The sequence below is a fragment of the Xanthomonas sp. JAI131 genome (genome assembly GCF_013410075.1).
Classification (GTDB): domain Bacteria; phylum Pseudomonadota; class Gammaproteobacteria; order Xanthomonadales; family Xanthomonadaceae; genus Xanthomonas_A; species Xanthomonas_A bonasiae.
The window spans coordinates 1,156,073-1,169,811 of the sequence record NZ_JACCCN010000001.1; the positions used below are offsets into that span (position 1 = coordinate 1,156,073).

Genomic DNA, 13,739 nt, shown 5'->3' on the forward strand with positions numbered 1-13,739 from the left:
ATGGATCTCAAGAGCGGCTACCCCTTCTGGTCGGTGCGCAACGGCCTGATGCAGAGCTTCCCGCAGTTGCGCAGCGACCTGCGCTGCGACGTGGCGATCGTCGGCGGCGGCATCACTGCGGCCTTGATCGCCGAGGAACTGGTCGCGCATGGCCATGATGTCGCGGTGCTGGAGCAACGCGACATCGGCTGGGGCAGCACCGCGGCCAGCACCGCGCTGCTGCAGTACGAGATCGACACGCACATGCTCGACCTGGCCAAGCGCTACGACGAGGACGCCGCCGCCCTCGCCTACCGGTCCTGCGCGCAGGCGCTGGAACAGCTGCGTGCGCTGGTGCGGCCGCTGCGCGACGTCGACTTCGGCTGGAACGACAGCCTGTACTACGCCAGCCGCCGTCGCCACGTGCGCGTGCTGCAGCAGGAACTGCAGCTGCGCGCGCGCCATGGCCTGGAGGTGGAATGGCTGGATGCGCAGGCGTTGCGCAGCGTGTACGGGGTCGAGGCGCACGGCGCGATCCTCAGCCATCAGGCCGCGCGCGTCGATCCGTATCGCCTCACCTACCGCCTGCTCGGCCGCGCGCACAAGCACGGCGCCGGCGTCTACGACCGCACGCGCATCGCCGATATCCAGGTGAACGGCCGCGGCGCCACCCTGCGCACCGAGCAAGGCGTGCAGGTGCGTGCCGGGCACGTGGTGATGGCGGCCGGTTATGCCAGCCAGGGCTGGCTGGACCAGCGCGTGGCCAGGAACCGCAGCAGCTACGCCTTCGTCAGCGATCCGCTGGACGACGCCCAACTCGGTGCGCTGAAGGACACCATGGTGTGGGAAAGCGCGCGCCCCTATCTGTACCTGCGCAGCACCGGCAACGGCCGCATCGTCGCCGGTGGCGAGGACGACAGCGTGGACATTCCCGCGCGCCGCGATGCACGCGTGGACAGCAAGGCGCGCACGCTGTGCCGCAAGATCGCCAAGGCGATGCCGGGGCTGGAACTGCAGCCGACCTTCGCCTGGGCCGGCACCTTCGCCGAGACCGCCGATGGCCTGCCGTTCTTCGGCCCGCACCCGCAACACGGGCCGCGCATGCAGTTCGCGATGGCCTATGGCGGCAACGGCATCACCTACAGCATGCTCGGCGCCGGCCTGCTGCGCGCGCAGATCGAGCGCCGCGCGCATCCGCTCAAGCGATTGTTCGGCTTCGGCCGGCTCGACTGAGCCTCAGCGCCGTCCCGGCCACCAGCCGCGGCCGCGCAAGGCGTAGCGGTCGGCGGCGCGTTCGAACGGGTTGCGTACGCCGACCCCGCCGCAGGCGAAGTACACCGGCAGGAACAAGGGACCGAGCAGCAGATATTGCAGCACGTGGGCGCGCTCGTGGTCGCCCAGACGCACGTTCGGATGCCGGCAGCGGCCGGCGGCATGTTCGTAGGTGGCGCAGGCCACGTCCAGGTCGTCGGCGCTGACCAGGATCACAGTGCCGAGCGTCAACGCGCCGCGCGGTCCCCAGGGGAAGCGGTCGAACACCAGCGCCAGCTCGCGCCGGCTGATCCGCGCGCGCGCGCCGAACGGCATGCCGGCGACGCCGGCGACCAGGCCGAGCAGCGTATTGGGCGAGGTCCACAGCGCGCCGAGCGCGAAACCGGCCAGGCGCAGCGCGGCCAGCGCCTGCCGCGTCAATCGGCTTCGTTGGGAATCAGCAGCCACAGGATCAGATACACCAGGATGCCGGGGAACGCGGCCGAGGCGATCGAACCGACCACGTAGACCACGCGCAGCAGCGTAGCGCTCCAGCCGAAGCGGTGCGCGATGCCGCCGATCACGCCGGCAAGCATGCGGTCGTTGAGCGAGCGCGACAGGGTTGGGGTGGACTGGGACATGGCGGCGGCTCCTGCGACGAATGCGCGCTCAGTCTGGGCGCGGCGGCGCGGATGCGGGGTGACGGCGCAGCGCGGCCAACTGCTGTGCGAACCAGTTCGCCGCGTCCTGCTCCGGCTGGCCCGGACAGGCCACCCGGTAGGCCTTGCCGCTGCTGCTGCTGCGGCTCGCGCCGCGCTCGATGAACTGCTCCGCGCTGGCGGCCAGGTCGCGCTTGCGCAGGTAGTCGTACTTGCGCTGCAGATGCGCCTTGGCCTCCGCCGCCGGATACCAGCTGCCGTTGCGCTGGAACCGGCACGGCGAGGCCTGCAAGGCCGCCAGCAGCGCGTCGATTTCGCGTTCGGCGACCGGCGACGGCGCGGCCGCGGCGACCGCGCAGACGCAGACCAGGCCGAACGCCAGCAGGCGCGCACCGAGCCGACGCGGACATGGCGCGGCGCGGCGCATCACGCCTTCACTCGCCGCCATCGCGCTCGGCCAGCCAGCGATGCAGCGCCGCCGGCACTTCGCGTTGCGCGCGGCCGGACACGTAGATGCCGATGTGGCCGCCGCGGAAACTGAGTTCGGCATAGTCGTCGCTGCCGACCAGGCCGCGCAGCGCGCGCGAGGCGTCCGGCGGCACCAGGTGGTCCTGTTCGGCGTAGATGTTGAGCACCGGCATGGCGACCTTGGCCAGGTCCACCGCGTGCTCGCCGATGCGCGCGCGGCCGTGCACCAACGCGTTGTCCTGGTAGAACTGCTTGACGAACTCGCGGAAGGTCTCGCCGGCCAGGTCGGGCGAATCGAAGATCCATTTCTCCATGCGCAGGAAATCCTCCAGCGCGCGCGGATCGTCGAGGATGTCCAGCAGCCCCACGTATTTCTGCAGGTTCAGCCGGAACGGCTTGAGCATCAGGTAGCTGGCGTTCATCAGGTCCGCCGGCACGTTGCCCAGCGTGTCCACGAACAGGTCCACGTCCACCTGCCGTGCCCAGTTGGACAGCATGTTGTCCGGGGTGTGGAAATCCACCGGCGTCACCATCGTCACCAGGTTGCGGACCTTGTGCGGCTGCAGCGCCGCGTAACACAGCGAGAAGGTGCCGCCCTGGCAGATGCCGAGCACGTTGACCGGCGCACCGGCAGCGGCCTCGCGCAGGTGATCGACCGCGCCGTCGATGTAGCGCAGCAGATAGTCTTCCAGGGTCAGGTAGCGCTCGGAACGGTCGGGATAGCCCCAGTCCAGCACGTAGACGTCCTCGCCCAGCGCCAGCAGGCCCTTGACCAGCGAGCGGTCGGCCTGCAGGTCGACCATGTACGGACGGTTGACCAGCGCATAGACGATCAGCAGCGGCACCTTCGCGGTGGGCGGCCGCTCGCCGACGAAGCGGTACAGCACCACCTTGCCGTCGCGCCACACCTCCTGCCGCTCGGTGACGCCGTACTGCACGTCGTCCAGCCCCGGCAGCACGCGCAGCCCTTCCATCAGCTTGCGCTGCAGCTCCAGGGTTTCCTGAAGCAGGTCGTCGCTGCTGAAGCTCAATGGCCCTTTCATGCGCGGCTCCGGCGCGGCGTGGCGCCCGATTTGCCGCGTGCCGGCTTGGGCACAGCGGGCTTGGGTTTCGCGGCAGGCCTGGACTTCGGCTTCGCAACGGGCTTGGACTTGGCCGGTGGCTTGGACGTTGAAGCGGCGCGCGCAACGGAGGGCTTGGCAGCGGCTCTGGTCCTCGTGCCAGCCGCCTTGGACGGCGCAGCGGGCGCAGGCCTGGATCGCAACGGCGGACGCGACGCTGCCTTACCGCTCGCGGTTCGTTCCGATGGCGCCGCCGCGGCGGCCGGCGCAGCGCTCCGCTCCAGCCGGCGCAGCCGCCGCTCCAGATCGGCGATATGCCGATGCGCGGCATCCAGCTCGGTGCGGGTGGGCAGGCCCAACTGCTCGCACAGCTGCTCGGTCTCGCGTTGCAGCAGCGCACGCAGGCGCATCTGCGCATTGGCGAAGCCGGCGTAGACCTCGCGGAATTCTTCCGACAACGCGGACGCGGCGTAGGCCTCTTCGGCGGCGTCGATCCACAGGTCGAACATCGCCCGCGCGTTGGTCAGCTGGCGGCCCGGATCCTCGTGCTCGCGCAGCTTGGCCTCGAACACGCCGAAGGCGCGATCGATCGCACCCTGCAACTGGCCCATGTACGCCTGCAACTGCGCCTGGTAGTCCTGCTGCGCCTTGGCCAGCGCGCGCCAGCGCGCATGGTGGTTGCGGCCCGGACCGAAGCCCGGCATCTGCAGCCACGGCCCGCTGTCGCGCTGCCAGCCCTGCAGCCATTGCGCCGCCTGCTGCAGCCAGGGATCCACGCCGGCCTGGCCGGCACCGCGCGCGGTGCCGAGCAGCCATTGCAGCATCTGCTCGCGCTGGCCCTGCACCTGCTGCTTCCAGGCCTCGGCCACGTCGGCACTGCTGGCATCGCGCCCGGCGAACTGCGCGGCCACCTGCTGCATCGCGCCGAACCACTCGCCGGCCTGCTGCTGCAACTGCGACACCGCGTCCTCGGCCTGCGCCCCGGTGCCGCGCGGCAACCACTGCGCCCAGGTGTCGATCGCCTCGCGCCACGACCCGTGGCCGGCACCATCGGCGGGCTGTTGCGCGGCCGCAGCGCCGCTCTGGCGCAACGCATCGCTCCACGCGCCCCAGTACTGCCGCGCCAACGCTTCGAAATCGCCGGCACCGCTGCCGCCGCTAGCCTTCATCGCCACCCTCCCAGGTCAGGCGGGGATGATAGCAACCTGCCGCCGCTCAAGGCTTGGGAATGCGCAGGGTCTTGCTGATCATCAGCGAACCGGACAGCGCGAACAGCAGCACCAGCGGGTGCAGCAGCCATGGTCCCAGCCGCCATTCGCCCCACCACAGCGCATCGCGGAGATGGCCCAGGTGCGCGGCGACCGCGAGCACGATCACCAGCGCCAGGCTGCTCGGGATCGGCGTGCCCTCGAAATACGGCACCTTGTCGCCGTCGCCGGCCAGTTGCTCGGCGGTGACGTTGTAGCGCGCCAGGCGGCTGACCCCGCAGCACACGAAGAAACTCAGCACCAGCCAGTCCCAGCCGCCCTGCATGCCGCAGGCATAGGCCAGCGCCGCCGGGGCGACGCCGAAGGAAATCACGTCGGCCAGCGAATCCAGTTCGCGGCCGAGCGTGGACGAGGACTTGCGCCAGCGCGCCACGCGCCCGTCCAGCGCATCGAACACGAACGCCAGCGGGATCAGCGCCATGCCGATCAGCAGGTCGCTGCGCCGGCCCTCCTGCAGGAAGCGCATCGACGCGAACACCGCGCCGGTGCCGCAGAAGGCATTGGCCAGGGTGAACCAGTCGGCCAACTGGAATTCGCGCAGCATCGAAAAGTGGCGTTTCATCGGCATAGCGTGGCGGATCCGGCGTGAGAAGGGTGCGACCGGCACAGGGTAGCGTGGCGCCACCGCACTGGCGAGGACCGGTGCCGTGGCGCCCTCGCCCCGCGCTGCTACGCTGCGCACCTTCCCTCCCCGACAGGTGCTTCCCATGCAGACCGTCCTGATCACCGGCGCCGCCAGCGGCATCGGCGCCGGCATCGCCCGCGAACTGGCCGCCGGCGGCCGCCATCTCGTCGTCAGCGACCTGGATGCGGACGCGGCCGCCGCCGTGGCCGCACAGCTGCGCCAAGCCGGCGGCTCGGCCGAGGCGGTGGCGCTGGACGTGGCCAGCGAGGCCAGCATCGGCGCGGCGCTGGCGGCGATCTCGCGGCCTGTGGACGTGCTGGTCAACAACGCAGGGCTGCAGCACGTGGCGCCGCTGCAGGACTTCCCGATGGCCAGATGGAGCCTGCTGATCGAGGTGATGCTGACCGGCGTGGCGCGCCTGACCCAGGCCGTGCTGCCGGGCATGCGTGAGCGCGGCTTCGGCCGCATCGTCAACATCGGCAGCATCCACTCGCTGGTGGCCAGCCCGTACAAGAGCGCCTACGTCGCCGCCAAGCACGGCCTGGTCGGGTTCTCCAAGGCCGTGGCGCTGGAAACCGCCGACACCGACATCACCATCAATACGCTGTGCCCCAGCTACGTGAAAACCCCGCTGGTGGACAAGCAGATCGCCGACCAGGCGCGCACCCGCGGCATTTCCGAAGCCGACGTGATCGCGCAGGTGATGCTCAGGCCGATGCCCAAGGGCGTGTTCATCGACTACGACGAACTGGCCGGCTGCGTCGCGTTCCTGGCCTCGCCGGCGGCGCGCAACATCACCGCGCAGACCATCGCCATCGACGGCGGCTGGACCGCGCAGTAGCGTGCGGTGCGTTCGGCGAGATGGACGCCGCTCGGAACAGCGCTCGATGCTGGCGAAATTTTCGCCAGCCTGGCGACAGGCGTTGCGCTGCAACGCGATCGCGGCCTTATCCACAGCGTTCGGCCGGTTCCATCCACACCCGCTGTGGAGAAGCGTGGCGGCAATGGTGAAATTTTCGCCAGCCGGCAAAATGCGGCAGCAGTTTCAGCGACTTGCCGTGCTTGCCCACAGGCTTGTGCAGGATCGATCCACAGCCGCTGTGGACAAGCCGGGCGCAGGCGCGAGCGCGCTCAGACCCGCGAATAGCGCCACGACAGCATGCGCCCGTCGCGGTACGGCATCACCCCGTGGAACGGGCGCGGATCGCCGTCGAACACCAGCGGCAGGAAGTGGCGGTCGCCCTCCCACAACGGCAGCGCTTCCATGTCCGCCACCGGCACCCAGGCCAACGTGCCCTCGGCGTTCTCGGTGAACGGTTCGCCGCTGTAGGCGCTGATCAGGAACAGGAAGCCCAGCCAGTCCTCGCCGTGCTTGCCGAAGCCGGGCCAGCTGATCGTGCCGCGCAGTTGCAGCGCGTCGCATTCGATGCCGGCTTCTTCGCGGATTTCGCGGCGCATGCCGTCCAGCACGTCCTCGTCCGCCTCGACCTTGCCGCCCAGGCCGTTGTACTTGCCCAGGTGGTGGTCGCCGGGCCGCGCGTTGCGATGGATCAGCAGCACCTTGGAGCGGTCGGGCGACAGCACGTAGCCCAGCGTGGCGACGATCGGGGTGTAGGGCATGCGGCGGGCGGGCGAGTCGGCGGGCGCGCAGTATGCCGCATCCGCCGCGGCCAACGGTCAGGGCACGGCTGGCGTCGCGTTCTCGGCCGGGCGCCGCAGCGGGCCGGCCGGCTTCAGCGTGGCCACGCCGTGGCCGCGCTCGGCCAGGTATTCCAGCCACTTGCTGAGGAAGGTGTTCATGCGCATGCGGTGGCTGATCAGTTCCGCCGGCGGCGGATACAGCCCCATCACGTCCTGCCAGCGGCGGCCGACGTAGCAATGCGTGGTCTCGGCCTGGCGCGCGTCGCGGTACAGGCGCACGTAGGCCGACGGATCCGGCTCGCCGGTGAGCGGGTCGCACAGGTCGTAGGTGAGGCGCAGTTCCACCGTGTAGCGGTGGTGCTCGATCACGTCCAGGCGCAGGTCCAGGCCGTCGCCGATCGAGGACAGGTAGCTGCCCACGGCCAGGTCGGACGGCACGAACAGCCGGTTCAGGTGCACGAAGTTCTCGGCGTACAGCCCCATCAGCCAGCCGAATCGGCTCAGCCGGGGGATGCGTTCGCTGCGGGTCAGGGCGTGCTGCATGGAGCCGATGCTACACGTTGCAACGCCGGCGCGGCAGCATTGACGGATCGCCCGCGCCGGCCTACCTTGGAAGTCTCGGCGCGGCGGTGCGACCGCCTCGCCGTTCTGCCGATTCCACGCAGGCGGCCCGCTCCGCCCCGCGGCGTTTCAGAACATCTCGCGCTGCAGCCCCAGCGTCGCCAGCACCTTGCTGGAAATCTCCTCGATCGAGGTATGCGTGGTGCTCAGGGTCGGGATCCGTTCCATCCTGAACATGGTCTCGGCCGCGGACACCTCGCGCCGGCAGGTCTCCAGGTTGGAATAGCGCGAATTCGGCCGCCGCTCCTGGCGGATCTGCTGCAGCCGATCCGGATCGATGGTCAGCCCGAACAGCTTGCTGCGATACGGTCGCAACCGCGGCGGCAGCCGGTCGTGCTCCAGATCCTCCTCGGTCAGCGGATAGTTGGCCGCACGCACGCCGTAGTGCAGCGCCAGGTAGATGCAGGTCGGCGTCTTGCCGGCGCGCGAGACGGCGACCAGGATCAGGTCGGCCTCGTCGTAGTTGATCGCGATGCCGTCGTCGTGGGTCAGCGCGAAATTCATCGCGTTGATGCGGCGGTGGTAGGTCTCGAAATCGACCAGGCCGTGCGCCTGCCCCACCCGCGAATGCCGCGGCGCGTTCAATTCGCGCTCCAGCGGCTCGATGAACGGCGCGAACACGTCGAGCATCAAGGCCCCGCTTTCCGACAGCAGCATGCTCAGCTGCGGATCGACGCAGGAGTTGACCACGATCGGCCGCACCTGATAGCGCTCGCCCGCGGCATGGATGCGCTGCGCCGCCTCGCGCGCTTTTTCCGGATCGTCTACGAACGACATGCGGTCGGTGACGAAGCTGAAACCGCTGAACTGGGTGAGCAGGCTATGCCCAATGGTTTCAGCGGTGATACCGGTTCCATCGGACACGTAGAACACCGGTCGGATCGTCGACATTGCCTGGATTCTCCTTGCTGAAACCCAACGGATGCACCCCGCCGAGCTTGTGCCGACTCGGGTGCGCACTGCATGATATCGGCTTCTTCCCCCACGGACGCGGCCACTCTGCCCGCCTCGGGCGATGGCCCTACGGAGCATCGCGCTTGAACGAGAACATCCTTTGGTTGCACGAGTTGCGCCTGACCGACCTGGCCCGCGTCGGTGGCAAGAACTCCTCCCTCGGCGAAATGATCGGCAACCTGGCGGGTTTGGGAGTCTCGGTACCCGGCGGCTTCGCCACCACCGCCGAAGCGTTCAAGGCGTTCGTCGCCCACAACAATCTCTATCAGCGCATCTTCGACAAGCTGGCGACGCTGGACGTGGAAGACGTCGGCGCGCTGACCCTGGCCGGCAAGGAAATCCGCGGCTGGGTCACCGATGCGCCGCTGCAGCCGGAGCTGGACCAGGCGATCCGCGAGGCCTACGCGCAGCTGTGCGCCGAGAACGGCGGCGGCGACGTCGCGGTGGCGGTGCGCTCCTCGGCCACCGCCGAAGACCTGCCCGACGCCAGCTTCGCCGGCCAGCAGGAGACCTTCCTCAACGTGACCGGCGCCGACGACGTGCTGCACAAGGTCAAGGAAGTCTTCGCCAGCCTGTACAACGACCGCGCCATCGCCTATCGCGTGCACCACGGCTTCAAGCACGAGGACGTGTTCCTGTCGGCCGGCGTGCAGTTGATGGTGCGCTCGGGCGTCGGCGCCGCCGGCGTGCTGTTCACGCTCGACACCGAATCCGGTTTCCGCGACGTGGTGTTCGTTACCTCGAGCTTCGGCCTCGGCGAAATGGTCGTGCAGGGCGCGGTCAATCCCGACGAGTTCTACGTCTACAAGCCCACCCTCGCGGCCGGCAAGCCGGCGATCCTGCGCCGTTCGCTGGGCAGCAAGATGATCCGCATGGTCTATTCGGACGTGCCCGGCGAGCGCGTGCGCATCGAAGACACCCCCGCCGAGCTGCGCAACACCTTCTCGATCAGCGACGAGGACGTGCAGGAACTGTCCAAGCAGGCGCTGGTGATCGAGAAGCACTACCAGCGGCCGATGGACATCGAATGGGCGAAGGACGGCGTCAGCGGCAAGCTGTTCATCGTGCAGGCGCGCCCGGAGACGGTGAAATCGCGCGGCCACGCCACCCAGATCGAGCGTTTCGCGCTGGAGCAGCGCGGCACGGTGATCGCCGAAGGCCGCGCCATCGGCCAGAAGATCGGCGCCGGCGTCGCCCGCGTGGTGCGCAGCCTTGACGACATGAGCCGGGTGCAGCCCGGCGACGTGCTGGTCGCGGACATGACCGATCCGGATTGGGAGCCGGTGATGAAGCGCGCCTCGGCGATCGTCACCAACCGCGGCGGCCGCACCTGCCACGCGGCGATCATCGCCCGCGAGCTGGGCGTGCCGGCGGTGGTCGGCACCGGCAACGCGATGGAACTGATCGAGGACGGCCGCGAGGTGACGGTGAGTTGCGCCGAAGGCGACACCGGCTTCATCTACGCCGACCTGCTGCCGTTCGACCGCACCACCACCGATCTGGGCAACATGCCGCCGGCGCCGCTGAAGATCATGATGAACGTGGCCAACCCGGAGCGCGCGTTCGACTTCGGCCAGCTGCCCAACGCCGGCATCGGCCTGGCGCGGCTGGAGATGATCATCGCCGCGCACATCGGCATCCATCCCAACGCGCTGCTGGAATACGCCAAGCAGGACGCGGCGACCAGGAAGAAGATCGACGAGAAGATCGCCGGTTATGCCGATCCGGTCAGCTTCTACGTCAACCGCCTGGCCGAAGGCATCGCCACGCTGACCGCGTCGGTGGCGCCGAACCCGGTGATCGTGCGCCTGTCCGACTTCAAGTCCAACGAGTACGCCAACCTGATCGGCGGCAGCAACTACGAGCCGCACGAAGAGAACCCGATGATCGGCTTCCGCGGCGCCAGCCGCTACGTCGACCCGAGCTTCTCGGCCGCCTTCGCGCTGGAGTGCAAGGCCGTGCTCAAGGTCCGCAACGAGATGGGCCTGGACAACATGTGGGTGATGATCCCGTTCGTGCGCACCCTGGAAGAAGGCCGCAAGGTCATCGAGGTGCTGGAGAAGAACGGGCTCAAGCAGGGCGAGAACGGCCTGAAGATCATCATGATGTGCGAGCTGCCGTCCAACGCGCTGCTGGCCGACGAGTTCCTGGAGATCTTCGACGGCTTCTCGATCGGCTCCAACGACCTGACCCAGCTGACCCTGGGCCTGGACCGCGATTCGTCGATCGTGGCGCACCTGTTCGACGAGCGCAACGCGGCGGTCAAGAAGCTGCTGTCGATGGCGATCAAGGCCGCGCGCGCCAAGGGCAAGTACGTCGGCATCTGCGGCCAGGGGCCGTCGGACCATCCGGACCTGGCCGAATGGCTGATGCAGGAAGGCATCGAGTCGGTGTCGCTGAATCCTGACACCGTGGTCGACACCTGGCTGCGCCTGGCCAAGCTGAAAGCCGCCGGCTGATGGGCACGGCAACGACGTTGCTGGCGGCGGTCGCGACGGCGGCCTCCGCCGCACCGGCGGCGCGGACACAGCAGCCGTTCAACTGGAGAGACCTGGATTGGGCGCAGTACGCGCTCAACTGGGGCGTGGCGCTGATCATCCTGGTACTCGGGATGTGGATCGCCAAGCGCCTGAGCCTGTGGCTGCAGCGCGCGCTGGTCCGCGCCCGGGTGGAGACCACGCTCAGCAACTTCCTGCGCAACGTCGCCTATGCGTTGCTGCTGGTGCTGGTGTTCGTCACCGCGCTGCAGAAGATCGGCGTGCCGCCGACCTCGCTGTTCGCCGTGCTCGGCGCGGCCGGCCTGGCGGTCGGCCTGGCGCTGAAGGATTCGCTGTCCAACATCGCCTCGGGGGTGATGCTGATCGTGCTGCGGCCGATGCGCGATGGCGACCACGTGGTGGTGGCGGGCCAGGAAGGCATCGTCGACGAGATCCGGATCTTCCAGACCCGCATCCGCAGCTTCGACGAGCGCATGATCACCCTGCCCAACAGCACCATCACCACCGCGCCGATCGTCAACTACAGCACCCTGCCCAACCGGCGCCTGGAGATCACGGTGGGCGTGGGCTATGGCGACGATCTGAAGAAGGCGCAGCAGTTGCTGCTGCAGATCGCCCAGGACAATCCGAACATCCTGGAGACGCCGGCGCCGTTCGTGCAGGTCACCAACCTGGGCGAGAGCACGGTGGACCTGATGCTGTTCGCCTACGCCAGGAACGGCGACTTCGGCGCGGCCAAGAGCAGCACGCTGGAGAACATCCGCAACCAGTTGCTGGAGAACGGGCTCAGCATTCCCTATCCGCAGCGCGATCTGCACGTGTACCACCACGACGCCGATGGGCGTCCGATCGCCGAGCTGCTGCTGAAGGGCGTGACCGACGACGGCGAGACCAAGCAAGGGCCGCCGCTGGCCCGGTGACGCTGGCCTTGCCGCAAGGCCGCGCCGTGCAGGCGCGGCCTGCGTGTCGCGCAGCGCGACTCAGCGCGCGCCGTTGCCCTGCCCGCCCAGCGCGCCCATGAACGGGCGGTAGTAGCGCAGTTCGTCGATCGAATCGTGCACGTCGCTGAGCGCGGTGTGCGAGGAGGTCTTGTTCAATCCCGACGCGACCGACGGCGCCCAGCGCCGCGCCAGTTCCTTCAGCGTGGACACGTCCAGGTTGCGGTAGTGGAAGAAGCGCTCCAACCGCGGCATCTGCCGGTGCAGGAAGCGCCGGTCCTGGCAGATCGAGTTGCCGCACATCGGCGACGCGCCCGGCTTGCACCACTGCGCCAGGAACGAAACGGTCTGCGCCTCGGCCTGGCCCAGGGTGACCTGGCTGTCGAGCACGCGCTGCCACAGTCCGGAATGCCGGTGCTGGTTGCGGTTCCACTCGTCCATCGCCTGCAGCGTCTGCAGCGGATGCGCGATGGCGAATTCCGGGCCCTCGGCCAGCACGTTGAGCTGGCTGTCGGTGACCACCGTGGCGATCTCGATGATCGAATCCTTGTCCGTGTCCAACCCGGTCATTTCCAGGTCGATCCAGATCAGACGATCGTTGTCCACGTGCGGTTCCGCCATATCACCATCCAGTCGTTCGCGGCGGCGCTGCCGGCGCGGGGGTTTCGTATCGGTCGTGCATGATACCGCGCGTGACCCGGCGGGTTCACGCCCCGCCAGCGCCGCACCGCGGCGCTCAACCGCCGAGCAGCGGCTTGCCGCGTTTGGCGCGGAAATAGTTGGTCAGGCGCAGCCCGGCCGGCGCCGCCAGCACGCCGCCGCGCACCTGCACGCGGTGGTTGTGGCGCGGATCGGCGAGCAGATCGAACACGCTGCCGCAGGCGCCGGTCTTCGGATCGGCGGCCGCGAACACCAGCTGCGCCACGCGCGCATGCACCACCGCCATCGCGCACATCGCGCACGGTTCCAGGGTCACGTACAGGGTGCTGCCGACCAGCCGGTGGTTGCCGAGCCGGCGCCCGGCCTGGCGCAGCGCCACGATCTCGGCGTGCGCGCTGGGATCGTGCTCGGCGATGTTGAGGTTCCAGCCCTCGCCCAGCACCTCGTCCTGCGCCGAGACCAGCACCGCGCCGACCGGAATCTCGTCGAACTCGCGCTCGGCGCGGTCGGCCAGGGCCAGCGCGTGCAGCATCCAGCGCTCGTCGCGCGCGGCGGTGTCGCTGTCGCCGTTCATCGTGCCGCGGCGTGCTTGCGCACGAACTCGGCGAACACCGCCAGCGTGGCTTCGCTGACATGGTGCTCGATGCCCTCGGCATCGCGCCGCGCGATGTCCTCGTCGATGCCCAGCGCCAGCAGGAACTGCTCCACGGTCTGGTGCCGCTGCCGGCTGGCCGCCGCCAGCGCTTCGCCGTCCGGGGTCAGGAACACGCCGCGATACGGCCGCTGGATCACCCAGCCGCCCTTGACCAGCCGCTTGAGCATCTTCGCCACGGTCGGCTGGGCCACGCCCAGGCGCGCGGCGATGTCCACCTGCCGCGCCTCGCCGCCGTCGGCCAGCAGGTCGGAAATCAGCTCCACATAGTCCTCGATCAGCTCCAGGCGGTGCGCCTCGCGCACCTGGCGGAAGCTCTCGACCTGCACTTCGGCGTCGAGCAGCACCGCCCCCGGTGCCGTCAACTTCCCGCTTTTCTGCATCGCAACGCCCTTGTCCGGTGCCGGCGAACGCCGGCCGCTGCCTATTCTGGCCGAAATCGCGCCTATCGCAGCGATCCGATT

16 protein-coding genes are annotated in these 13,739 nt (G+C 69.0%); 4 read left to right on the top strand and 12 right to left on the bottom strand.

All coding sequences use genetic code 11. The features are described 5' to 3' along the window. Positions 1-1,212 (top strand): FAD-dependent oxidoreductase, encoded by a 1,212-nt coding sequence (locus HDC36_RS04745; RefSeq protein WP_179564864.1) that lies wholly within the window; start codon positions 1-3, stop codon positions 1,210-1,212. A gap of 3 nt (positions 1,213-1,215) precedes the next feature. On the opposite strand, the gene HDC36_RS04750 is transcribed toward HDC36_RS04745, so the two are convergent. From HDC36_RS04750 to HDC36_RS04775, 6 genes are all read right to left on the bottom strand, one after another. After that, positions 1,216-1,566: a hypothetical protein gene (locus HDC36_RS04750; RefSeq protein WP_255432619.1), complete on the bottom strand. Its 351-nt coding sequence runs from the start codon at positions 1,564-1,566 to the stop codon at positions 1,216-1,218. 101 nt (positions 1,567-1,667) lie between these two features. Beyond that, positions 1,668-1,871, bottom strand: coding sequence for a PspC domain-containing protein (locus HDC36_RS04755; RefSeq protein WP_179564868.1), 204 nt, complete (start codon positions 1,869-1,871; stop codon positions 1,668-1,670). A gap of 28 nt (positions 1,872-1,899) precedes the next feature. After that, complete coding sequence (locus tag HDC36_RS04760; RefSeq protein WP_255432589.1) at positions 1,900-2,337, bottom strand: DUF5329 family protein; 438 nt, start codon at positions 2,335-2,337, stop codon at positions 1,900-1,902. Continuing rightward, the gene (locus tag HDC36_RS04765; RefSeq protein ID WP_179564870.1) at positions 2,324-3,400 is read right to left on the bottom strand and encodes a class III poly(R)-hydroxyalkanoic acid synthase subunit PhaC; all 1,077 of its coding nucleotides are present in this window, start codon (positions 3,398-3,400) and stop codon (positions 2,324-2,326) included. The genes HDC36_RS04760 and HDC36_RS04765 overlap by 14 nt, the downstream gene beginning before the upstream one ends. Next, the gene (gene phaE / locus HDC36_RS04770; protein WP_179564872.1) at positions 3,397-4,587 is read right to left on the bottom strand and encodes a class III poly(R)-hydroxyalkanoic acid synthase subunit PhaE; all 1,191 of its coding nucleotides are present in this window, start codon (positions 4,585-4,587) and stop codon (positions 3,397-3,399) included. The genes HDC36_RS04765 and phaE overlap by 4 nt, the downstream gene beginning before the upstream one ends. A 46-nt stretch (positions 4,588-4,633) precedes the next feature. Further along, positions 4,634-5,248, bottom strand: a complete 615-nt coding sequence (locus HDC36_RS04775) for a phosphatidylcholine/phosphatidylserine synthase (RefSeq protein WP_179564874.1) — start codon at positions 5,246-5,248, stop codon at positions 4,634-4,636. 145 nt (positions 5,249-5,393) lie between these two features. Between HDC36_RS04775 and HDC36_RS04780 the strand changes: the two genes are divergently transcribed. Then, positions 5,394-6,152, top strand: coding sequence for a 3-hydroxybutyrate dehydrogenase (locus tag HDC36_RS04780; protein ID WP_179564876.1), 759 nt, complete (start codon positions 5,394-5,396; stop codon positions 6,150-6,152). 290 nt (positions 6,153-6,442) lie between these two features. Here the strand turns inward: HDC36_RS04780 and HDC36_RS04785 are convergent, their stop codons facing one another. The 3 genes from HDC36_RS04785 to HDC36_RS04795 all read right to left on the bottom strand — a co-directional run bounded on the left by HDC36_RS04785 (position 6,443) and on the right by HDC36_RS04795 (position 8,464). Continuing rightward, complete coding sequence (locus HDC36_RS04785) at positions 6,443-6,931, bottom strand: 8-oxo-dGTP diphosphatase (RefSeq protein ID WP_179564878.1); 489 nt, start codon at positions 6,929-6,931, stop codon at positions 6,443-6,445. Positions 6,932-6,988: 57 nt separating this feature from the next. Beyond that, the gene (locus HDC36_RS04790; protein WP_179564880.1) at positions 6,989-7,495 is read right to left on the bottom strand and encodes a DUF1249 domain-containing protein; all 507 of its coding nucleotides are present in this window, start codon (positions 7,493-7,495) and stop codon (positions 6,989-6,991) included. 147 nt (positions 7,496-7,642) lie between these two features. Continuing rightward, on the bottom strand, positions 7,643-8,464 hold the full coding sequence (locus HDC36_RS04795) for a pyruvate, water dikinase regulatory protein (RefSeq protein ID WP_039009881.1): 822 nt from the start codon (positions 8,462-8,464) through the stop codon (positions 7,643-7,645). A 146-nt stretch (positions 8,465-8,610) separates the two neighbouring features. On the opposite strand from HDC36_RS04795, the gene ppsA reads away from it, so the two are divergent. Then, on the top strand, positions 8,611-10,986 hold the full coding sequence (gene ppsA, locus HDC36_RS04800) for a phosphoenolpyruvate synthase (RefSeq protein ID WP_179564882.1): 2,376 nt from the start codon (positions 8,611-8,613) through the stop codon (positions 10,984-10,986). Further along, complete coding sequence (locus HDC36_RS04805) at positions 10,986-11,945, top strand: mechanosensitive ion channel family protein (protein WP_179564884.1); 960 nt, start codon at positions 10,986-10,988, stop codon at positions 11,943-11,945. Before ppsA ends, HDC36_RS04805 begins: the two co-directional genes overlap by 1 nt. A 60-nt stretch (positions 11,946-12,005) precedes the next feature. On the opposite strand, the gene orn is transcribed toward HDC36_RS04805, so the two are convergent. The 3 genes from orn to mntR all read right to left on the bottom strand — a co-directional run bounded on the left by orn (position 12,006) and on the right by mntR (position 13,658). After that, complete coding sequence (gene orn, locus HDC36_RS04810; protein WP_179564886.1) at positions 12,006-12,584, bottom strand: oligoribonuclease; 579 nt, start codon at positions 12,582-12,584, stop codon at positions 12,006-12,008. Between the two features lie 115 nt (positions 12,585-12,699). Beyond that, a complete protein-coding gene (gene tadA, locus HDC36_RS04815) occupies positions 12,700-13,197 on the bottom strand; it encodes a tRNA adenosine(34) deaminase TadA (RefSeq protein WP_179564888.1) in 498 nt (165 codons plus the stop codon). After that, positions 13,194-13,658, bottom strand: a complete 465-nt coding sequence (mntR, locus tag HDC36_RS04820) for a manganese-binding transcriptional regulator MntR (protein WP_179564890.1) — start codon at positions 13,656-13,658, stop codon at positions 13,194-13,196. The genes tadA and mntR overlap by 4 nt, the downstream gene beginning before the upstream one ends. Positions 13,659-13,739: the final 81 nt, after the last annotated feature.